16 protein-coding genes and 1 pseudogene are annotated in these 22,214 nt (G+C 41.4%); 8 read left to right on the top strand and 9 right to left on the bottom strand.

Translation table 11 applies throughout. The features are described from left to right. Window positions 1-235: 235 nt before the first annotated feature. Window positions 236-2,233 (top strand): excinuclease ABC subunit UvrB, encoded by a 1,998-nt coding sequence (gene uvrB, locus NIES592_RS14745; RefSeq protein WP_062247645.1) that lies wholly within the window; start codon window positions 236-238, stop codon window positions 2,231-2,233. 339 nt (window positions 2,234-2,572) lie between these two features. Here uvrB and NIES592_RS25245 read toward each other — a convergent pair whose 3' ends face one another. The 3 genes from NIES592_RS25245 to NIES592_RS14735 all read right to left on the bottom strand — a co-directional run bounded on the left by NIES592_RS25245 (window position 2,573) and on the right by NIES592_RS14735 (window position 6,541). Continuing rightward, on the bottom strand, window positions 2,573-2,722 hold the full coding sequence (locus tag NIES592_RS25245) for a hypothetical protein (RefSeq protein WP_178379555.1): 150 nt from the start codon (window positions 2,720-2,722) through the stop codon (window positions 2,573-2,575). Next, on the bottom strand, window positions 2,682-4,301 hold the full coding sequence (locus NIES592_RS14740) for a S8 family serine peptidase (protein ID WP_062247642.1): 1,620 nt from the start codon (window positions 4,299-4,301) through the stop codon (window positions 2,682-2,684). The genes NIES592_RS25245 and NIES592_RS14740 overlap by 41 nt, the downstream gene beginning before the upstream one ends. Window positions 4,302-4,783: 482 nt before the next feature. Next, the gene (locus tag NIES592_RS14735) at window positions 4,784-6,541 is read right to left on the bottom strand and encodes a C2 family cysteine protease (protein ID WP_073556139.1); all 1,758 of its coding nucleotides are present in this window, start codon (window positions 6,539-6,541) and stop codon (window positions 4,784-4,786) included. Between the two features lie 651 nt (window positions 6,542-7,192). Here NIES592_RS14735 and serA point away from each other — a divergent pair. From serA to NIES592_RS14720, 3 genes are all read left to right on the top strand, one after another. Beyond that, complete coding sequence (serA, locus tag NIES592_RS14730; protein ID WP_073556138.1) at window positions 7,193-8,773, top strand: phosphoglycerate dehydrogenase; 1,581 nt, start codon at window positions 7,193-7,195, stop codon at window positions 8,771-8,773. A 301-nt stretch (window positions 8,774-9,074) separates the two neighbouring features. Continuing rightward, entirely contained in the window at window positions 9,075-9,989 is a 915-nt protein-coding gene (gene prmA, locus NIES592_RS14725; protein ID WP_062247636.1) for a 50S ribosomal protein L11 methyltransferase, read from the top strand. A gap of 48 nt (window positions 9,990-10,037) precedes the next feature. After that, the gene (locus NIES592_RS14720) at window positions 10,038-10,754 is read left to right on the top strand and encodes a Uma2 family endonuclease (protein WP_062247634.1); all 717 of its coding nucleotides are present in this window, start codon (window positions 10,038-10,040) and stop codon (window positions 10,752-10,754) included. A gap of 211 nt (window positions 10,755-10,965) precedes the next feature. On the opposite strand, the gene recF is transcribed toward NIES592_RS14720, so the two are convergent. Both recF and NIES592_RS14710 read right to left on the bottom strand, forming a co-directional pair. Beyond that, a complete protein-coding gene (gene recF / locus NIES592_RS14715; protein WP_062247632.1) occupies window positions 10,966-12,132 on the bottom strand; it encodes a DNA replication/repair protein RecF in 1,167 nt (388 codons plus the stop codon). 252 nt (window positions 12,133-12,384) lie between these two features. Further along, a complete protein-coding gene (locus tag NIES592_RS14710) occupies window positions 12,385-15,273 on the bottom strand; it encodes a cation-translocating P-type ATPase (RefSeq protein WP_073556137.1) in 2,889 nt (962 codons plus the stop codon). Between the two features lie 292 nt (window positions 15,274-15,565). Here NIES592_RS14710 and NIES592_RS14705 point away from each other — a divergent pair, with 292 nt between their 5' ends. After that, window positions 15,566-17,236 (top strand): transglutaminase-like domain-containing protein, encoded by a 1,671-nt coding sequence (locus NIES592_RS14705; protein WP_073556136.1) that lies wholly within the window; start codon window positions 15,566-15,568, stop codon window positions 17,234-17,236. Window positions 17,237-17,470: 234 nt separating this feature from the next. Here the strand turns inward: NIES592_RS14705 and NIES592_RS14700 are convergent, their stop codons facing one another. Then, window positions 17,471-17,674, bottom strand: a complete 204-nt coding sequence (locus NIES592_RS14700) for a hypothetical protein (RefSeq protein ID WP_062247627.1) — start codon at window positions 17,672-17,674, stop codon at window positions 17,471-17,473. Between the two features lie 400 nt (window positions 17,675-18,074). On the opposite strand from NIES592_RS14700, the gene NIES592_RS14695 reads away from it, so the two are divergent. Further along, the gene (locus NIES592_RS14695) at window positions 18,075-18,623 is read left to right on the top strand and encodes a COP23 domain-containing protein (RefSeq protein WP_073556135.1); all 549 of its coding nucleotides are present in this window, start codon (window positions 18,075-18,077) and stop codon (window positions 18,621-18,623) included. A gap of 3 nt (window positions 18,624-18,626) precedes the next feature. Next, window positions 18,627-19,523 (top strand): S1 family peptidase, encoded by an 897-nt coding sequence (locus tag NIES592_RS14690; protein WP_073556134.1) that lies wholly within the window; start codon window positions 18,627-18,629, stop codon window positions 19,521-19,523. Window positions 19,524-19,846: 323 nt separating this feature from the next. Here the strand turns inward: NIES592_RS14690 and NIES592_RS14685 are convergent, their stop codons facing one another. After that, entirely contained in the window at window positions 19,847-20,173 is a 327-nt protein-coding gene (locus tag NIES592_RS14685) for a type II toxin-antitoxin system VapC family toxin (RefSeq protein WP_062247623.1), read from the bottom strand. 242 nt (window positions 20,174-20,415) lie between these two features. Further along, the gene (locus NIES592_RS14675; protein WP_062247619.1) at window positions 20,416-20,712 is read right to left on the bottom strand and encodes a hypothetical protein; all 297 of its coding nucleotides are present in this window, start codon (window positions 20,710-20,712) and stop codon (window positions 20,416-20,418) included. Window positions 20,713-20,728: 16 nt separating this feature from the next. Between NIES592_RS14675 and NIES592_RS14670 the strand changes: the two are divergent. Beyond that, a pseudogene (locus tag NIES592_RS14670) lies at window positions 20,729-20,896 on the top strand (element excision factor XisI family protein); the annotation flags it as partial. A 42-nt stretch (window positions 20,897-20,938) separates the two neighbouring features. Here NIES592_RS14670 and NIES592_RS14665 read toward each other — a convergent pair. Beyond that, window positions 20,939-21,766, bottom strand: a complete 828-nt coding sequence (locus tag NIES592_RS14665) for a PD-(D/E)XK nuclease family protein (RefSeq protein WP_073556132.1) — start codon at window positions 21,764-21,766, stop codon at window positions 20,939-20,941. Between the last annotated feature and the right edge of the window lie 448 nt (window positions 21,767-22,214).

The raw sequence follows: 22,214 nt of genomic DNA, 5'->3' as shown, positions 1-22,214 counted from the left end.
CAACAGAAGTGAAGTTTTTCCTATAAATTAAAGTTTAACTTTAAAAAATATTGTATATGTATAGGGTTGTTTAAAATCTACACATAAGTAAAAATCAACAAGTTAGGGATGAGGGATGGGGAGTGTGTAGACGCAGAGCGGTGAGACAGCGCACAGAACAGGGCATTCTCCCCCAATCCCCAGTCTCTATTCGCTACTATGAGATAGGTATTTAGGGTATTTAGAGCAAAACTACATGACAAAATTTTGTCTTCAAGCACCCTTCAGTCCAACAGGCGATCAGCCACAAGCGATCGCACAGCTAGTTAGTAGTATCCAAGCTCACAATCGTTATCAGACATTGCTAGGAGCAACTGGAACCGGAAAGACATTTACAGTTGCATCAGTGATAGAAAAAGTCGGTAAACCGACTCTGGTACTGGCGCACAATAAAACCCTTGCAGCCCAGCTTTGTAACGAGTTACGAGAATTTTTTCCCAACAACGCTGTTGAGTACTTCGTCAGTTACTACGATTATTATCAACCAGAAGCCTACATTCCGGTTACCGATACCTATATTGAAAAAACAGCCTCTATCAACGATGAGATAGACATGTTGCGACACTCAGCCACGCGATCGCTCTTTGAACGTCGTGATGTCATCGTTGTTGCATCCATTAGTTGTATTTACGGTTTGGGAATTCCCTCAGAATACCTCAAAGCTGCCATTCCCTTAGTCGTCGGAATGGAAGTAAATCAAAGGCAGATTTTGCGAGATTTGGCATCAGTACAATATAGCCGCAATGATACAGAAATTGGTCGGGGACGTTTTCGTGTCCGGGGTGACGTACTCGAAATTGGCCCAGCCTACGAAGATCGGATTATTCGCATCGAGTTCTTTGGTGATGAAATTGACGCCATTCGTTACGTCGATCCGGTGACGGGTGAAATTCTTCAAAGTTTACAAGCAGTGAATCTTTATCCGGCGCGTCACTTCGTGACACCAGAAGAAAGATTAGAAGAAGCCTGTGATGCGATCGCCCAAGAATTAAAAGAGCGCAAAGCAGAATTAGAGTCAGCCGGGAAATTACTCGAAGCGCAAAGAATAGATCAACGTACCCGTTACGATTTAGAAATGTTGCGCCAAGTGGGTTACTGCAACGGTGTAGAAAACTATTCTCGCCATTTAGCAGGGAGACAAGCCGGAGAACCACCAGAATGTTTAATTGATTATTTCCCCAAAGATTGGCTATTAGTTATTGATGAATCTCACGTTACCGTACCTCAAATTCGCGGTATGTATAACGGCGATCAAGCTAGAAAAAAAGTGTTAATTGAGCATGGTTTTCGCTTACCTAGCGCTGCTGATAACCGACCTTTAAAAGCAGAAGAATTTTGGTCAAAAGTTAACCAGTGTATTTTTGTTTCTGCGACTCCAGGAGAATGGGAATTAGAAGTTTCCGAGGGACACATAGCAGAGCAAATCATTCGACCAACCGGCGTCCTTGATCCAGAAATTATCGTCCGTCCTACAGAGGGACAAATTGATGATTTACTAGGTGAAATTAAAGATAGAGTAGACCGCCACGAACGAGTGTTAATTACCACATTAACTAAAAGAATGGCGGAAGATTTAACAGAATATCTGCAAGAAAATAGTATTCGAGTCAGGTATTTACATTCAGAAATTAACTCGATTGAAAGAATAGAAATTATCCAAAACTTGCGCGATGCTAACTTTGATGTCTTAGTTGGTGTCAACTTATTACGTGAAGGTTTAGATTTGCCAGAAGTTTCTCTGGTGGCAATTTTGGATGCAGACAAAGAAGGTTTTTTACGTGCAGAACGATCCTTAATTCAAACTATCGGAAGAGCAGCGCGTCACGTCCGGGGACAAGCGATTATGTATGCAGATAATCTCACCGATAGCATGATTAAAGCCATTGAAGAAACCGAACGCCGTCGGGGAATTCAAATGGCGTATAACAAGATGCACGGAATTACACCACAACCAATAGTAAAAAAATCGAGTAACGCAATTTTGTCTTTTTTAGAAGTATCAAGAAGGTTAAATGCTCAAGAATTAGAAACAGTCGATCAACATCTAGACGAATTACCGTTAGAAAATATTCCAGAATTAATTACTCAATTAGAAGCACAAATGAAAGAAGCGGCGAAGAAACTAGAGTTTGAAGAAGCGGCAAAGTTACGCGATCGCATTAAGCATCTGCGGGATAAATTGGTAGGACGTTAAATGATAAATTTTGAACACTGCATTTTTCTTCTCTAAATCTGATGAATCCTCGCTTTGCTGCTAAACCACACTGCATATTTCGATCCACTTAAGTGGACTTAGGCTATTAGCCCAGAACTTTAATTATAGGCAGTATTGTATTGTAACAGCGATAAATCATCTGTGTTTATCTGTGTGCATCTGTGTTCGCTTAATCATCAAACCCATTACCCTAACGCCGAAACCAAGAACGAAGCCAACAGCAAAATTCGGGACTAGACATCATAACTGGTGCTTGCGGTTGTGAAAGACACTCAATCCTATTTTTGCAACGTTGAACCATTGATCAAGCCCCATTGCTTAGTAAAGTTCACAACCGTTACGATAAGCACCGATCCCATCTGATTGGCGGTTGACGTTTTCTAAAGTCAGACCTAAATTAAACCAAGCAATAGCTTGTCCGGTTTTATTATTTGTTTGTATAGCTGCGAATCCAAGGTGAAGTAACATTAGTATTACCGTCATAACTCAAGCTGGTAGTATTCCCCCTAGAGTTTGCAGCTTGCGTTGTGCTATTTCCTGATGTTTCTGCTAGAATTTGACGCACTTGAGCATCACTCAAGCTAGGATTGGCGCTAAGCATCAAAGCAACTACACCCGCGACGTGGGGAGTCGCCATTGATGTACCGCTATAGGATGCATATTCATTACCTGGAAGTGTAGAATAGACATTGACACCAGGAGCTGTAACGTAAGTAAGTTGATCTGCTCCCGCACGATTAGAGAAGTCTGCAAGATTTTTATTTTGATCCACTGCACCAACAGCAAGCCCGTAGTTTTTCGCATAACGGGCAGGATAAGCTGGTTGTGAACCACCGTCATTTCCAGCTGCCATGACAACAATAACACCTTTGCTGCTGGCATATTCAATCGCTTTTTGCAGTGTATCGTTAGAACGCCCGCCGCCTAAACTCAAGTTAATCACATCAGCGCCATTATCTACAGCGTAATAAATACCATTAGCGATCGCACTATAAGAACCTGAGCCTTCATCATCTAAAACTTTCACTGGCATAATTTTGGAATTATAGGCAATACCAGTGACACCATAGCTATTGTTAACTCCTGCAATAGTACCAGAGACGTGAGTACCATGACCATTAACATCTAAAGTACTATTGTTGTTGCCGTCAAAATTCCAACCATAGTAATCATCAATATAGCCGTTGCCGTCATCATCTTTGCCGTTACCAGGAATTTCCTTGCTGTTCGTCCAGATATTAGAACTTAAGTCTTGGTGGTTATAGTCTACCCCAGTATCTAAAACAGCCACAACCACACCTTGACCAGTGTATCCCTTCGCCCAAGTTTCTGGTGCTTTTACTAAATCAGCCCCCCAGTTGTTTCCACCCAAATCAGGAACATCTACAAAAGGTTTTTCACCAATAGCTTTAGCCACTGCTGCGGAAGCGTTAATTAAACCATAGCCAGAGTTGGGATTATATCCTCCACTTGCTGTATTAGTAATCGTAATTTCCCGCGCCAAAACATTATTTGTATTACTAATTTCTAGGACATTATCCAAAGCATCCGCTCTGTACAATATATAGTAGTTTCCAGCAGCAAGATTGCTATCGATAGTCACATTTTGAGATTGAGAGGTAGAACTACCAGCCCCAAGACTACCAAGCCAGCTCCAACCTAAAAGAGAGTCATCACTACTAATGTTTTTGTCTTTAGAAATATAAAAATCTGTATAGTTAAATCCAGAAGTATTTTTACCTTTATTTTTCACCTGATAAGAAATTTGAATAGTGCTGCCGGCAGCAGCTACACTAGGAGCAAATGCATTTTGTACTACTAAATCTGCTTTGGTTGCTTGAGATGATACAGATTTTTTTGATTTGCGATCTTTTCGTCGCTGTTCACTAACATCTGGTTCTAGAGTATTTTCTGTTGTATAAAAGCTACTACGACTACTGTAAAAGTAGCGTTCATTTGGAGAACTAAAATTATCTACTGAATATTTAGGAGTAATATTTAGCCCTTGATCATCAAACAAGTTCTGATTATGATTTTGAATGGGCATAAGTATTTTCTCCTTGGGAAAATTTTTAAAGCATTGAATTATCTCCCTCCTTGACAATAATTACTATATAAATATGATGTAAAATGCTAATGATTTTACAAATAATGTTGTTTTCATGCATTAATTCAAGAGATGCAAATAAAAACTTAAAAATTGTATATTGAATAACTCAAATAATGTAGCGATCGCTTGAGTTTTTATTCATTTCAAATTTAGAATAATAGATATAATAGTCCAAGTATTTTTGAGAAAACGAACACAGATGAACACAGATGCACACGGATAATTCCATCTGTGTTTATCGGTGTTTATCGGTGTTCGACTTTTGCAAAAGATTGTGGCTGAGTTGAGGGGTTGATAAGTATCGAACACAGATGAACACAGATGCACACGGATAATTCCATCTGTATTTATCGGTGTGTATCGATGTTCGACTTATAAAATATCATGTTTGTACCAAGACTGTGATTTACATCAAAAAATCACACAATATTATTAATTGTCGCATCCCAATAACTAAAATTTGCCTCAATCTGATTCCAGGAAAGCTCGATAATACCTGGTTTAGAAGTGCCATTATCGATACCCCAAGGATTAAATAGTGTAAACATCTGAGTAGCAGAATTGTAACCTATTAATGCGTAAGCATGACTAGCAATAATATTTGCATCTACCACTGTTGATTTTGTCGTCAAACCAATCATTTGACCAAAATTGAAAGCATTGACGACTGAGTTAAAATTGAGAACATTGGCGAGAGAAGTGTTTAATCCTGTGATGTTTGCGAGGGCATCACTAACATAACCACCATTACCAATGCCATTATAAGAATTGGTATTATCTTGATAAATCCATCCAGATTCATTTAGTTGAGCGTAAGCTTTCTCAGCCAAAGCTACCCATAATTCATTGGTAGAGTTTCCGTAGTAATTGTCTTTGCTAGCGTAAACAAAATATCCTTCTTGATTGGTGGGTAAATATCTATCTACCGTCACATAATCAGCAATGCCATTGTTGTAAAAACGCACGGTGAAAGTTTGATCACCGTTATCGATAAACATATTCTCAATCATGCTAAATGAACGCAAAGCAGTTGCTGCTAAACCTGTGAGAAAAAAGCAGTCATTAATACTACCTTGTTTAATATCTTGATAAGTAATACCATTTTGAAACAGAGAACCATGAGCGTATTGATAATTATAAGAAGTTGTGGGGCGATCGCTACCTAAAAACCACTTACTAATTAAGTTCTCAATGTGAATATCACTGCTACCTGCATACAAGTTACCTAGCGCCTTACCTTGATAATTTTGATTAGCTAGGTCATAATTAATGACTTTATGAGATAAAACGCGTACATACTCTGGCATTCCTAAGAAAGAGGAATTATTGACTAGTGTACGCAAGTCTGTTAGTTCAGTACCATCAACTACACTGCTGTCTTTTGCTTCCCGGAAGATAGCAATCATATCGTTGCGATCGAGGATATGATCTGTAAAGTGCCACCTTGCAGCCTCACGTATACCTGCATCTTGAATGTTAAGGTCAAACCAGTCTTGAGTAAGAATAGGTACAATACTAAAATTGGTTTGGATACTTTCCGTACTAGCACCAGATTTATCGTAGGCTTTTGCAGATAATAAATAGTTGCCAGCACTAAGACCAGATAAACTGTATTCAAAACTGGCGTAGCGGTTATCATTACTGTTGGCAATGAAATTAACTGCATCGCCGATATTTTGCCATTCACCACCGTCTTTTTGCAACCAAAAATCTACCCGTGCTAAATCAGCTGCACCATTACCATCAAAGATGCTAGTGTTCGTCAGGCTGACTGTTTCACCTCGTTGGTAACTGGTTTTACTGGTGCTTAATTGTAAAGATTGTGGTGCTTCGTTACCAGAAACTTTTAAGTTGTAGTAAGTACTCTTTTTCTTATTGACTCGGTAAACTCTAATATAGTAAGTGCCAGCATCTAGAGTTGCGCTAATTGTCTCTGACTTCTTTTTACGGTTGTAAGAACCCGCGATCACAGAACCATTACTATTTAGCAATTGTAAATTAGCATCGGCTGACAGACCATCAACAACTAGATTCAAGCTACTACGACTACTTACATTGAAGCTGTAATAATCGTTTTTATCACGCTTTCCTACCCAATCTGTAAAGGTTTGATTGATATAATTGATATTTAAATTTCTAGAATTATTTAAATTGTTACCTGCAAAATCTGCTGGCATAATTCTTCTTTATGTAGGTTAATTTTCATCAAATTTGGCAGCAGCAAATTTCAAATCCTTGCCGTCGAAGGATTTGGATTTGTTAGATTTGACAGCTACATTTATATGCTGCTGTCGAGCTCAGTAAAATCGGTATGTAAAAATTACGTATTTTTTAAAACTTTAATCTTCAATTACTTAAGTAATAATATTGTTTGAAGTTAGTAAAAAATCAGACCGCAAAATGTGACCAAAAACCTTATTCTTGAGTAGCGGTAATTCATCAATTACCGTTACTTTGGTTCTGTTCTGCGTAAGTCCTGTGAAAATAATCTTTCATACCTGTTCAGGAAGATGACGCCTCTACTTTTGGAATATTTAATAAATATATAGGTGTTTGCACCATTGATGCTTTATATTTAGCCAGAGAGTCTCATATCAAGTTCGGCTAATTACTTAAAGTATTATAAGTATTATGCTTCCACAGTTGGTAATTGAGGAAAAGGTAAGGTTTACTCTGAAATCCCAAACAGCTAAGTGGAGAAGCTGAACAAGAGGTATAGCAGTCTAGCCAAATAAACGTTGTTTATATTCCTTGCTCAACTGGTACACATAAACATTAAACTTAATATTCCAGCGATCGCATTACCTCTAGCTTAAAAACCAACTATCATGTCTAAGGTTCTCGTCTCCGATCCAATTGACCAAGCCGGGATTGACATCTTATCCCAAGTTGCCACTGTTGATGTCAAAACAGGCTTAAAACCAGAAGAATTAGTTAAAATCATTGGTGAATATGATGCCCTGATGATTCGTTCTGGAACACGCGTCACCAAAGAAATCATCGAAGCTGGGACGCAGCTAAAAATTATTGGACGCGCTGGTGTAGGCGTAGATAATGTCGATGTAGCCGCCGCCACTCGTCAGGGGATTGTAGTTGTCAACTCTCCAGAAGGAAACACCATCGCTGCTGCTGAACACGCATTGGCGATGATGTTGTCTTTGTCTCGTCATATTCCTGACGCCAACGCTTCTGTAAAACGCGGCGAATGGGATCGTAAAAGCTTTGTGGGTGCTGAAGTCTACAAAAAAACTATCGGCATTGTTGGTTTGGGTAAAATAGGTTCCCATGTAGCTGCTGTTGCCAAAGCAATGGGAATGAAATTGCTGGCTTATGATCCGTTTATTTCCACAGAAAGAGCCGAACAGCTTGGCTGTCAGCTAGTGGATATGGATTTATTGGTGCAGCAAGCAGACTACATTACCCTACACATCCCCAAAACTCCACAAACCACCCATTTAATTAATGCCACTATGTTGGCAAAAATGAAACCCACCACCAGAATTATCAACTGCGCTCGTGGTGGCATCATTGATGAAGAAGCTCTCGCAGCTGCCATTAAAGAGGGTAAAATTGCTGGTGCTGCCCTTGATGTCTTTGAGTCTGAACCACTAGGAGAATCTAGTTTAAGGTCTTTAGGTAAAGAAGTCATCCTTACTCCCCACTTAGGTGCTTCCACAACAGAGGCGCAAGTGAACGTAGCTATTGATGTTGCGGAACAAATTCGGGATGTACTGTTGGGTTTACCAGCGCGATCGGCGGTGAATATTCCGGGATTAGGACCAGATGTCTTAGAAGAACTCAAACCCTACATGCAGTTAGCCGAAACCTTGGGTAATCTCGTCGGACAATTAGCAGGCGGTAGAGTAGAATTGCTCAACGTCAGATTGCAAGGCGAACTAGCCACCAATAAAAGTCAGCCGTTGGTAGTAGCATCCCTCAAAGGACTACTTTTCCAAGCACTGCGAGAACGGGTAAACTATGTTAATGCCAGCATCGAAGCCAAAGAACGGGGAATCCGCGTCATTGAAACCCGGGATGCAGCAATCAAAGACTATGCTGGTTCAATACATTTAGAGGCTACTGGTTCATTGGGTACTCATGCTGTTACAGGCGCTTTGTTAGGCGACGGAGAAATCCGTCTCACCAACCTAGACGGTTTCCCCATCAACGTCCCCCCCAGCCATCACATGCTGTTCACCGTACACCGAGATATGCCAGGAATCATTGGTAAACTTGGTTCCCTACTAGGTAGCTTTAATGTCAATATTGCCAGTATGCAGGTAGGGCGTAAAATCGTTCGCGGTGATGCGGTGATGGTTCTCAGTCTTGATGATCCCTTACCCGATGGCATTTTGAGCGAGATTACCAAAGTACCTGGAATCCGGGATGCGTATACAGTAACACTCTAATCAATTTTGGATTTTGGATTTTGGATTAGGGATTGTTAGTAGTTAGTTGTAGCCCTTTGGTGGTGTAATGTATTTTTCTTGGTGTCTTGGTGTCTTTGTGGTGAAAAAATTAAGTTTTGAACCACCAAGGCTCTAAGACACAAAGGTGAAAATACGAAAATTCAGGAAATTAGTTGAGGATTTTTACCCACCTTGAATTAGTTGCGGAATTTTCTATCACCTGCTAATTGCTATTCACTACTTACTAACTAATAACTAGTCTCTTGCAATCTAAAATCTAAAATCTAAAATCTAAAATCGTATGGTTAAGACTTGGTGGGAATTACAAATTCTTTGTGAACCAGAATTAGAAGATAGTGTCTTTTGGCGGCTGGGAAGTTTTGGCTGTCGTGGTACAGCAAGTGAAAAAAAAGGAAATCAAATTCTGGTGAGGGGTTATTTGCCGGTATTTCAAGCGCAGCTATTGGATTTAGCTGCGCTATCGTTGTGGTTACGCCAAGACGCTTTGTGTATGGAAATGGCTCCCCCGACAATACATTGGCAGTTAATTGACGAACAAGATTGGGCAAGTAGTTGGAAACAATACTGGCTACCACAGGAAATAGGCGATCGCTTTTTGATTAATCCCGCTTGGTATCCCACGCCAGAAAATAGCGATCGCATAATTATCCGCCTCGATCCTGGTATGGCTTTTGGTACGGGGAACCATGCCACAACTCAATTGTGTTTGGAATCCTTGGAAATGCGGCTAAGTGATTCCCTATTATCCCCTCCAACAGGAGAACAGGGAGGTGCGGTAATTGCAGATATTGGTTGTGGTTCTGGTATCCTTTCAATCGGGGCGCTATTACTAGGAGCAAAGCAAGTCTATGCGGTAGATACTGACCCTTTAGCAGTGCAATCAACCCAAGAAAATCTCTTACTCAATGGCATTGATAAAGAACGCTTGGTTGTGGCACAAGGTAGTGTAGACGTTGCAGCAAAACTACTCACTGCACCAGTAGATGGTATAGTATGCAACATCTTAGCTGATGTAATTATCGAACTGGTTCCCCAAATGAGTGCGATCGCTAAACCTAGCAGTTGGGGTATCTTCAGTGGTATCTTAGTCGAGCAATCGAAAGCCGTTGCCGATACTTTAGAAAAAAATGGTTGGGTGGTGGCTACTTTGTGGAAACGCAAAGAATGGTGTTGCTTGAACGTGCGCCGTTCTTAAACTGGAGATAGGAGTAGTGATCGCTCCTAATTGGAGGCTTGGTAGATCATGGTACAACAACTCACGCCCGATACAACACCAGAGCTAGTCTACCCGGAAAGCGACGGGAAGCCAATGGCTGATAATACAAAACAATTTCGTTGGATTGTCACGATTAAAGAAAATTTAGAAATTTTATTTGCATCACAAAGTGATGTATTTATTGCTGGAGACTTGCTGTGGTATCCAGTAGAGGGAAATAATAAACTTTGCCAAGCACCTGATGTTATGGTCGTTTTTGGTAGACCAAAAGCAGATAGAGGTTCTTATTTACAGTGGAAAGAAAATAATATTGCTCCCCAAGTAGTGTTTGAAATTCTCTCACCCAGCAATACAACCAAAGAGATGACAAATAAGCTTCTGTTTTATCAACGTTATGGTGTTGAAGAATATTATATTTACAATCCAGACACTTTGGAATTAACTGGTTTGTTACGTTCTGGAGATGACTTAGAAATTATTGAAGAGATGAATGGTTGGGTGAGTCCCCGATTGGCAGTGCGGTTTGTACTGACACCTGAAACTTTAGAAATTTATCGTCCCGATGGACAAAGATTTCTCACACCCGTAGAATTAGACCAAGTCCGGGAAAAGGAACGCCAACGTGCCGAACAGGAACGCCAACAGAAAGAAGCAGCACTACAGCAACTTGAACAAGAACAACAGCGTTATCAAGAATTGTTGGCGAGATTACGAGAAAAGGGGATTGATCCAGAAAAGTTGTAATTAGTTGAAGAATAAGCGATCGCATCACATCTTCTCACTCTTCCTCAAAGTGTTCCAAATTTTATCATTAATTTTTATTAAAAGTGTACCAATTGGTTCTTCAAACAAAACTATTTGAACAGATTTAGGCTATGAGGGTTGAACTTCAGTTCAAGGCATACTCAGGGCGAGGTAAAAGATATGGGTTGAGGCATGAAGTGAGATTATGATTTTATTCCTGAAAAATTCCTTCTAGTTTTTGTCTGCCAACTTCTACTTTTTCTATGGATATTTTGCCGCTTTTAACGTACAGAATTTGAGAAGAATTCAACCATTGGGAATCAAAAGCACCCAAATGAGTAGTAGTAATTATTGTCTGAAAACGGTCTTGAATTGTATCAAGTAATTGATTTTGACGAGAAGGATCTAGTTCCGCTAAAACATCATCAAGAAGTAGCAGTGGTGGTTCTCCTACAACCTCTTCAATTAATTGCAATTCAGCTAATTTTAAAGCTAGTACGAGGGTTCGTTGCTGACCTTGAGAACCGTATTGACGAGCTGGTGTTTGATTAATTGTTAATTCTATTTCGTCTCGATGTGGTCCAACGAGAGTAGTGCCTTGGTGTAATTCCGCAATAGTTCTTTGCTGAAGCTTTTCTAGAAAGGCTTGCTGCACCTTTTCTGAGTGATTTTGCTCTAAAGGAACGTTAGGCAAGTATTTGATTTGCAAAATTTCTTTTCTGCCACTAATGCTAGCGTGCCACTTTTTGGCTATGGGAGCAAGTCGCTGTATAGCTCTTTCCCGACGCCTAATCACCCGTGTACCTGCTGTCGCTAGCTGTGCATCCCATATAGCTAATTCAGATTGTAGAGACGTTGTGTACAACGTCTCTGCATTGCGTTTCAAAAAGGCGTTACGCTGACGTAATATTTGGTGATATTGTTGTAGGATATGGGCGTATATTGGTTCTAGTTGAATCAATAAAGTATCTAGCCAGTGACGCCGACCTTCTGGGCCGCCACGTACCAGGTCTAAGTCCAAGCTAGAAAATTGTACGGCATTCAGGACACCGAGAAAGTCCATTTGTCGCCGGAGATTTTCACCATTGAGGTTAACAGTACGGCGACCATTACGACGCAAAATTAAATTGAGAGTGCTTATGCCAGTCTCTCGTTTGAGAGAAGCACTAATTTGAGCAAGTTCTTCTGCTTCTTGTACTAAATCGCGATCGCGAAAAGTACGATGCGATCGCAATGTTGCTAATAACTCCACCGCCTCCAGCAAATTAGATTTTCCCTGAGCATTATTGCCCACCAAAATCGTTTTGGGAGCAGTAAACTCAACCTGCTGCTCTTGATAGTTGCGAAAGTGTCGGAGGTGGAGGGTTTTTAAATACATAGGGGAGTGTGGAGAGTATGAGGAGTAGGGGGAGTATGGGGAGCATGAGGAGTAGGGGGAGTATATGGAGTATGAGGAGTATGGGAAGAAAATAGTACTATAACTTCTCACACCTCTCACACCCCACCCTGCGGGAAGCCTATGAGCGCACGGCAGATGACGCCACGTGCTTTATGCCGGGAGACCCGTCCACCGCAGTGGCTCCTTTATGCCGGGAGATCCGTCCACCGCACTGCCTCGTCTACACACCCCTCACACAGTCTTCTTGCCCATCAACCGGAAGACAATCTTTTCAAGTTCAATCCACACAAACATTAAGGCGCTGAAACCAAGACAAATCCCCAACTCTGGCAAAGAAATATAGTCAGTCCCGAAGAAATTACGGAGGGGAGGAACGTAAACCAACATCAGTTGTAAAATCGTGGTTAACACAACTGCTCCCAACACATAGGGATTTGACAAAGGATTCATTTCGATTGTCAGTCGGCTGTTAGAGCGAATTGCGATCGCATGACCCATTTGGGCAAGACACAGCGAAGTAAATACCATTGTCTTCCATCGATCTGGACTCAGCCCATTGCCTTGGATGCTGGTAGAATGATTGTACGCCCACATCATCAAAATAATGGTAATGAACGCGAAAATGATCCCGATCCGAATCATATAAGAACCCAAGCCTCTAGCAAAAATGCTTTCACGCGGACTGAACGGGGGACGCTTCATGACATCTGGTTCGGGCGGTTCTACAGCTAACGCTAAGGCTGGTAAACCGTCTGTCACTAAGTTCATCCAGAGAATTTGGAGGGGTGTGAGGGGAACTCCTCCTAATCCCAAGATGGGTGCAGCTGCGATTGTCAGAACTTCACCTATGTTACTACCGAGAATATACTTAATAAAACGGCGGATATTGGTGTAAACAACCCGACCTTCCTCAGTAGCAGCAACAATAGTAGCGAAGTTATCATCTAGTAGCACCATATCTGCTGCCTCTTTACTCACATCAGTGCCGGTGATACCCATCGCAATACCAATGTCAGCTTGTTTCAGGGCTGGAGCATCGTTGACACCATCACCAGTCATCGCGACGAATCTGCCCCGACGCTGTAAAGCTTGGACAATTCGCAGTTTGTGTTCTGGGGCGACTCGAGCATAAATACTTACCAAGTCAACATTTTGCTCTAGGTCTTGGTCGCTCATCCGTTGCAGTTCTTGACCAGTCAGGGCCCGATCGCCTGGTTGGGCAATTCCTAAATCAGTAGCGATCGCCCGGGCTGTTAACTGGTGATCACCAGTAATCATAATCGGTCGAATGCCTGCTTCACGGCACTCTTGTACCGCCGCCCTCACTTCTGGGCGGGGTGCATCCAGCATCCCCACTAATCCCAACCAGACTAATTCTTGTTCGGATGCTTCATCTGAGCCTTCACTTGGAATTTCTGCCAGGGGTTTATAAGCAAAACCCAACACTCGCAAACCATTAGAAGCCATGCGATCGTTTTCGGCTAATATCTCATCTCGCTGGTTTTGAGTTAAGGGAATAGTCCTATTACCTACATAAAGTTGAGTGCAACGAGCCAAAATTAATTCTGGTGAGCCTTTGGTAAACATTAAATAGCCATGGGAGTTCACCAAATCGCTGATGATCGGATCAACATCACTTAAAGGCGAAATACCTGTTTCTACTTGTTCAACCCTACAAATTACACTCATCCGCTTTCTTTCTGAAGAAAACGGAAACTCACCCACCCGAGGCAATTTACTATCCCATTGATCTTTTTCAATTCCTCCTTTGGCTGCTAGTGTCACCAAAGCCCCTTCTGTCGGGTCTCCTAAAATAGTCCATTGTCCTTGTTGCTGTTGTAAGACAGAATCATTACAAACAGCACAGGCTACTAATAAAGCTTGTAGTTCTCGGTAATCTTGTACCTCAACTTTATTATTTTGCAGTTGAAACTCGCCTGTAGGAGCGTAACCTTCTCCTGTAACGCGGAATTCTTGATGATTGGAAGTTTTTTCACTCGGATTAGAGGTAGAAGCGTTTGTGTAGACAGATTGCACTACCATCTTGTTCTGAGTCAAAGTCCCGGTTTTATCAGAACAGATTGTAGTTACAGAACCGAGAGTTTCTACTGCTGGCAGTTTGCGAATTAAAGCATTGCGTCGTACCATGCGTTGAGTTCCCAAAGCTAGGGTAACGGTGATCACAGCAGGTAGACCTTCTGGCACGACCGCCACTGCCATACTTAAAGAAACTTCCAATAGTTCTGTTAAGTTACCACCACGCAGCAACCCTATAATTACAACAATGGCTACCAAAACCAAAGAACCTGTCACCAGGACATTACCTAGCTGAGTCATCCGTTGTTGTAACGGTGTAGGTTCACTTTCCACCGACTGCAACATGGCAGCAATTTTGCCGAGTTCGGTTTTCATCCCAGTGTTGGTGACTAGAACTTTGCCCCGTCCTTGGACAACTTCTGTACCTTGAAAAACCGAATTGATGCGATCGCCTATTCCTGTCTCTTCAGGTAATGTGGTTTCTGCCTGTTTGTTAACCGCTTGGGCTTCACCTGTGAGTGCCGATTCTCGGATTTGCAAGTTTGATCCTTCCAACAAGCGTCCATCTGCTGCTACTTGCATCCCTGCTTCTATGAGCATCACATCCCCCGGTACTAAATCCTTAGCTGCCACCTCTAATGGTTTACCATCACGAATGACACGGACGTTGGGAGAAGAGAGTTTTTTCAGCGCGGCGAGGGCTTTTTCGGCACGGCTTTCTTGAACATAGCCAAGGATACCATTGAGGACTACAATTGCTAAGATCGCGATCGTGTCTTTAAATGGTACTTCCCCCGCTTTTAACTCGTTGTTTTGCAGAGCCAGCAAGTCTAAAATCCCGGAAACAATTGCTACAGCGATCAGCATCAACAACATGATGTTTTTGAACTGATCGACCAAAATTTCCCAGGCACTGCGACCACCAGTTTCCTCAAGTTCGTTCGGGCCGTATTGTTCCAATCGCTGTTGCGCTTCTTGAGGTGATAAGCCAGTGTCTGCATTCGTGGAGAGCAGTTCTATTGCTTTATCAACTTCTAAACTATGCCAAACGGTAGTTGAATCAGGCAGAGAATGAGCAGACATCGTGTAGGTTACAGGAAATGGTTACAAAATTCGATCATAATTTAGTGATAGCCAGAAAAACCATCAACTAAAGTTACATTAGGGATATTGCTAACAAGCGTTAACATCAGGTGTGATTTTTCACATTTCCCTACTTTTTTTACGGCATTATCTAAGTGTTATTGCTAAAGTAACTGCTTTTTATAGCACATATTTTTGATAGTTGTGAGTAATAGAAGTTGGGAGTGGAATTGCACAAAACATATCAAAATACATCCTAGTCGTGCTAAATCTTTAGGTACATTAGTTTAATATGAATTTTGCTCTTCCCAGTTTGACCGCTAGCCAGATGTTCGGGCAAAAAACAATTCGACCAATTGGTGCTGCCATTTTGAGTGGCATTGCTTTCTTCCAGGATACTCTGATTGCTATTGATTCTCCTAAAGGGTATCTGCTGCAAATAGATCCTGCCACTGACAACACAAAAATCCTCAATCCTCACCAAAGCAAGGAATTTACAGATGTCACTGGTTTGGCAATTTGGGAAGATACTCTCTGGGTGACAAGGGGTAACAGTGTTTATTTATGTAAATGGAATTCTTGGGGGCTAGAACATTTTGTCACTTTGCCTTACCCTGCTAATGGCATTGCTGTCTGGGAATCAACTGTTTATGTCAGTTGCCAAAAATTGGGAGATATTGTAATTTTTAACCGCGATACCCGCAAAGAAATTACCAGATTTTATGCTCCTGGTGTGGGCGTAGAAAATTTGACTGTGACTGATGAAATTCTTTGGGCTTGCGATGCAACAGAACAAAGCGTTTACTGCATGGATAGAGCTACAGGGGAAGTTCAATTTAGTGTACTAACACCATTTGAATCTCCTACAGGTATAGCAGTACAAACAGAGAAAAATACAGGTCAACAAACTCTCTATGTCGCCTACGCTTCTGAAGAACCTTATGTGCGCGATAACCCGAATGCTGACCCAAATCACGAACTAGCATATCGCGATCGCACGTTTATTCACCCACTCTACTATCGTTATTTCCCAGAAAAGCGCTACGCTCTTTCTAATGGCTATCTAATTGAAATGTTCTATGTGGAGGAAATAGCGCCGATTGAAGAGGTTTACTTACAAGACCTAGAATGGCGTATTGCCCTACCAAGCGACACAGATCGTCAAAAGGTCAAACATGTTGAACCTGTGGGACTGCCTTTTACAGAAGAAATTATAGATGGGCAACGGGTGGCTGTGTTTAAATTCGATGCTCTGACCCCCGGTGAACGGCACATGTTTGGCTGGAAGGCGGTCTTAGAAGTCCGAGGTATTAAATATCGTCTCACTCCAACCGATGTAGAAGATATTCCTGAACTATCGCCAGAATACCAAACTCGCTATCTCGTAGATAATGATGAATTGGCAATGGATACTACCATTGTCCGCCGTGCTGCCCAAGAAGCAATTGGTACAGAAACCAATTTGCTAAGGAAAATGTACAGCATCCGTAATTATGTTTATGACCAGTTGTCTTATGGTATTAAACCTCACATAGACACTCCAGATCGAGTTTTAGAAAGAGGTGTAGGTTCTTGCGGTGAGTACGTAGGTGTCTTACTGGCTTTGTGTCGTTTAAATGGCATAGCTTGTCGTACCGTCGGACGCTACAAATGTCCTACTTATGCAGAACATCAACATGTGCCTCTGCAACCAGATTACAATCATGTATGGTTAGAATTCTACATCCCTGGTTTTGGCTGGTTGCCAATGGAATCTAACCCTGATGATATTGGTAACAATGGGCCCTATCCCACACGGTTTTTTATGGGTTTGTGCTGGTATCACATTGAAATCGGTAAAGGTATTCCTTTTGAAACTATAACTAGTAAAGGTGTAAGGCTGACAAAAGAAGAAATTTCCATTGGTGAGTTGGCCATTAATCATATTCGCTTCACCATTTTGGGAGAGTTACCAGCGTTTTAGCTAACTCCGGGTTTCATATAGCAATCCTATTTGATTCGTGAACAATCAGATCGCCCAGATCCCCGACTTTTCTAAAAAGTCGGTGATCTTGTTTTCACTTATACTGTCGGGTCGGCTGATAATTAAGGTGAGTTCGCTGAGGGGGTGACAAGGGGGATGTAATACCAATTCAATTAATGATTGCAACACATCCCTTGGATAAAGACGCGATTCATCGCGTCTCTAAAAGGTGGCCTATCTGTCGCATTCTTTTGGCGAATTGGTATAACTTAGGCTTGGCTTGCCTTTCACTTTAATCACTGCTGAAAAGATGAGAATTAATTGAGCGCGATCGCGCTTTGTGAAAATAGGAGTTTTGAGTGCTGATGAATAAGAAAAATCTTGCTGTTGCTTTTTATCTTTGAGGGTGTCCGTCACCTGAAAGGCTTGCCCTGCCAAAAGTTGACTGCGGTTGTCACCCCCTCAGGTGAGTTCGATAAACTTCATTAACCCAACATCCCACCTTTTGCCTTCTGAGTTGAAAGTAACCTCACCCCGGCCTGTCGGACACCCCTCTCCTTAGTAAGGAGAGGGGAACTCGGGGCCCCCACTCCCCCAAGGGAGTGGAGATTAGGGGCAGGGGGTGAGGTTTTTTCATGGCAAGGTTCGTGAAACTTGTTTCATGGGGATGCCCTCTTCCCTCTGCCTTTTTTTGTAAGCTATTTCATCTATATTCATATATATACGCTAATTTTACTGATATATGTAAAGCATCATCGGAAATACTGCAATTTTAGTTTGTAGCTGATTCTATTCCCGCAAAAGTGCGCTCTACTCTTTTTTGATTAAATTTACATTTATGAAACTGGAGATATCTGATCAATCTTTGACATGGGGTGTGAGAGTTTTCGGCATAGCTGCACTAACTACATTTGCCACAATAGCTATCCTCAATCAACCAAGCTACGCTGGAGACACAACTTTTTACTGTGATCAAAGCAACGGTGTACCGACAACATTTGTTCGTACCCAAAATGGCAAGAGACTACTAATGATTCGTTGGGTTTCCCAGTATTTTAGTGGTAAAGGGTTGACACCTCTGCAACGCTGTCAGCAGGTAACTTACAGATTTCAAAGAAGTTATGACAACGGTACGCTGAGATATATCAAGGCAGGTATTCTCAACAAACAGCCTGTCGTGTGTGCCGCTATTCAAAAAAACGCTGCTTGTACAGATACGACTTTATTATTCACTCTCAAACCAGGTAGCAATCCTGATGTTACTTTACGTCAAATAATGGATCGGCGTGCCTTGGCTGCTGGAAACGCCACAAATCAAAGTGGGGGCAACACAAGCAACGATCCAGTGAATATTGATGTTGAAGCGTATCTGTATTTCGGAAAATAAATAATGAAATTCTATTATCAACTTGCACCAGCGCTAATAGGGGTAACAATCGCTCTTGTACAAACACAAGCGGCTGTGGCGCTATCATCAACAGAAGTTAATAATATTGCCAAACAAATCACAGTACTGATTCAAAGTAAAAAGCCAAAGTACGGTTCCGGGGTGATTATCAAGAAAGAGGGTAATACTTACACCGTCCTCACGGCTGCTCATGTGGTAGAAGTCAAAGACAATTATGAAATTATTACCCCTGATGGAAAAAGTTATGCACTCAACTCCAGCAGTGTCAAACAACTGCCAGGAGTAGACTTAGCTGTGGTGCAATTTAGCAGCAGTCAAAATTACACTGTAGCGAAAATAGGTAACTCTGACGCTAGCACAGAAGGCACTACTGCTTATGTGGCTGGGTTCCCTGCACCAACATTTGCGATTAATCAGTCAATTTATATTTTCAGTGATGGCAAGATTGCTGCTAATGCCTCGAAACCTTTACGTGATGGCTATGCCTTAGTCTACGACAATAATACATCAGAGGGAATGAGCGGCGGTGCGGTATTGAATGAAAAGGGTGAACTCATCGGAGTTCACGGTAGAGCAGATTTAGATACTAAAGAAGACAAAACAGGCTTTAATTTGGGCATTCCCATTAATACGTTTTTGCGAGTGTCAGCAAAATCTGGGATAGATGTGGGAGTCTCTGTTCCTAATACTCAAGTAGCTACAGCACCCAAAGCTGACGACTTTTTCATTCAGTCTTTGGATAAGTATCAAAAGGGAGACGTACAAGGAGCAGTTGCTGATTATAATGAAGCAATTCGCCTCAATGCCATGTATGAAGGTTACAGGATGTGGAGTCGAGTCTTAAGGTCGGCGGCACAGAAGTTGAATGAAATTCCGTAGTAAATAGGTGAGGAAACAGCAAAGTGGAGGAATTAACTCTCACAAATAGTGTAGGTTCAAGCTTGAAATGAGAAATTCCAACTTCAGAACCTCACACTCCAGGTTTGAAATGAGAAATTCCGAGTTCTGAACTTCAAACTTCAGGTTTGAAATAAGAAATTCCGAGTTCTGAACTTGAAACTTGATGAAAAACAAGATCGCCGACTTTTTGAAAAAGTCGGCGATCTATGGGGAATCTATGGGCGATCGCCATTCACACTGATCAAAAAAGCGATGTCTGACGATAAGCCGGTAGCACGTCTACGCACTCTTGTAAATAAAATCTACACTGTTACTGGGTCAACTACTACAATCCCTTCTACTACATAGCTAGCGAAATCTCTAGTATTAAATGTCAATATGTGAGTTACACCGTTTGCTTTCATGCTAGCAACAAGGCGAGCATCATGCACTTGCACACCTGATACACTGTATGTAACCACAAGCCGACGCCACTCAGAATAAATAGCAGGTGTATCAGGCAATAATGGAAACAGACGTTCAATTATTTGCAATAGTCGATTTGCATATGTTGGCGTTAACCCTAATCCGTTTTTTGCTGCTGGTCTTGTAGCGACGTTCCAAAATTCGGCGTTGCTGAATCTGGTCATGAATTATGTTTGTATACATTTTTGTAGAGACGTAGCATTGCTACGTCTCTACATATCCGTGAATTGTAAATTCATATCTTGATTCAGCAATGCCCAAAATTCTATACAGTTTTGCGATGTAATTGTCAGTTGCTCTCCTTTGTCTATGAGTTTTTTTGTAACATTTCTAACAATTGGATTTAGGTTAGAGTTGGGATCCACAAAGCGCAGTAAGAAGTTAGTGTCTACAAGGTGTATCACAGCTAGGGATGATCCTCATAAATACCTTCACGACTGACTGCATAATCTGAAAGTGTTGGTAAATTTGACCCAGTGTATAATTCAAACTCTTCTAATAAATTATCTATACTTGCCTCTAATTCATCATCTCCCAATTCCTCATCGTTAAATTGAGTAGGTATTTGTCCTAGTAATACTTCTACCGTTGGCGCAAACGCATCAGCTAATAGCTGTCGAATGCTTTCGGCGTCGTGACGTGCGATACTTTCTCGTAGTTTTTGCTCTAATTCAGGTGATAATTGCAGGGTTATGGTTGTCATAGTTCGGTTGGGATGAACTTTGTTACACATCGATATTATTGATCATAAGCTTTGGATTCAACACGACGGTACAGAAGAGGGCGTTGCTGTAGATTTAGTGGCTGCGGGAATTCCTAAAGAGCAGATTGTTTTGGGCTTTAGAACCCTTGAACAGCGAAAACATACGGAATTTGCAGTCTCGTGACAGATTGTGAGCGATCGCCAGCCTAATTTTTCCTCATTCAAACTAGACTCTTTGCGAAGCCTTAAAAGCAGAAAATTCACAGATAGAATTAAATGGGCAAAATCGACAGTGATACCCAGGATTGGGCGGAAATATTTGACTAAATTTCTGAGTCTGCTGCTGATATTTTTGCAAATCTTGTTGGTGCTTCTGAGCAATACTAGCTAACTCAAGCTCAATCAAATCTAATTCACTTTTGGTAACACTAATTAACTCCGATTTTTTGGAAAATTCTAAATTATAAAAGGAAGCTATAGCTTTGTGTCTGGGGTAAAGATAACGAGCCGCTAAAAGATAAACTAACGCCTGACGACGGTCAAAAGCAGATTTACCAGTTTTAAAATCTAAAATATGTAAATTGCCTGAAGATTCAATGAAAATACAGTCCATCGCCGCATAGAGGCGGAAACAATAATGCTTTTGATCAATTAATATTGGTTTGGGGAATCCCTCATCACCACGGGTTAACAAAACAATACGTTTCCCTGAAAGCAATGGTTTGTCGTGATATTTCTTCAAGATTTGCAACACACGCTGTTGCACTTCACTAGGTGAATTGCTCAATCTCAGTAGCTCAGCAACTTTTTCTACACCGTCTGATTGATTTAGTAGATATCTGTGGTGATGAAATTCATAAACACCTTTTTGTGCTAGCAAGCCTATGCGCTGGGATGATGTAACTTTTGTCAGCAATGCTCTAACTTGGGGTTCATGTTGCCGTGCTTTAATATACCCCCGCCTCATTTGACAATGCCAACGTTGTTGCCCAGATGCTGGGGCAATTAGAGACCAAAGATGATAACTGGCAAAAGGTCGCTCGGGGGTTGACATTACTTAGTAACTGTGAGAGAAAAGACGGGGAATAATATTCGCTTACATAGGCTTTACTCATTTGCTAGCCAATTGGCTAATCTTACTGCCATTTGTCACGGCAGATTGCTTATAGGATAAAAATTGCTGAGCATCATTTATGCAATGCTAGTAGTAAGTGACAAAGCTCCTTACTGAAATCCAGTTTCGAGCATTGAAATTTACTACTGATAGCCATCACCCAGCACCTGAGTATGGGATTAAATATATTCTTGACCGTATTTTTGTTGCCACTCTAGAAATTACTAACTACCATTGTAAGCTTACCTCCAGTTAGAAAGGCAGGAGCTTTTGCAACATGGGTATCTATAGTAAATGTTTCTACTAGCCTTTTTTGACAAAGTTTTGCAACAGTAATTTGAACCAATACCTTACGAATAGTTAAATTTTTTGTCTAAATATTAATTGT

It is taken from the genome of Fischerella major NIES-592, assembly GCF_001904645.1.
Taxonomy (GTDB): Bacteria; Cyanobacteriota; Cyanobacteriia; order Cyanobacteriales; family Nostocaceae; genus Fischerella; species Fischerella thermalis.
The sequence above is the reverse complement of the archived record's forward strand: the minus strand, read 5'-3'. Positions and strand labels throughout refer to the sequence as shown.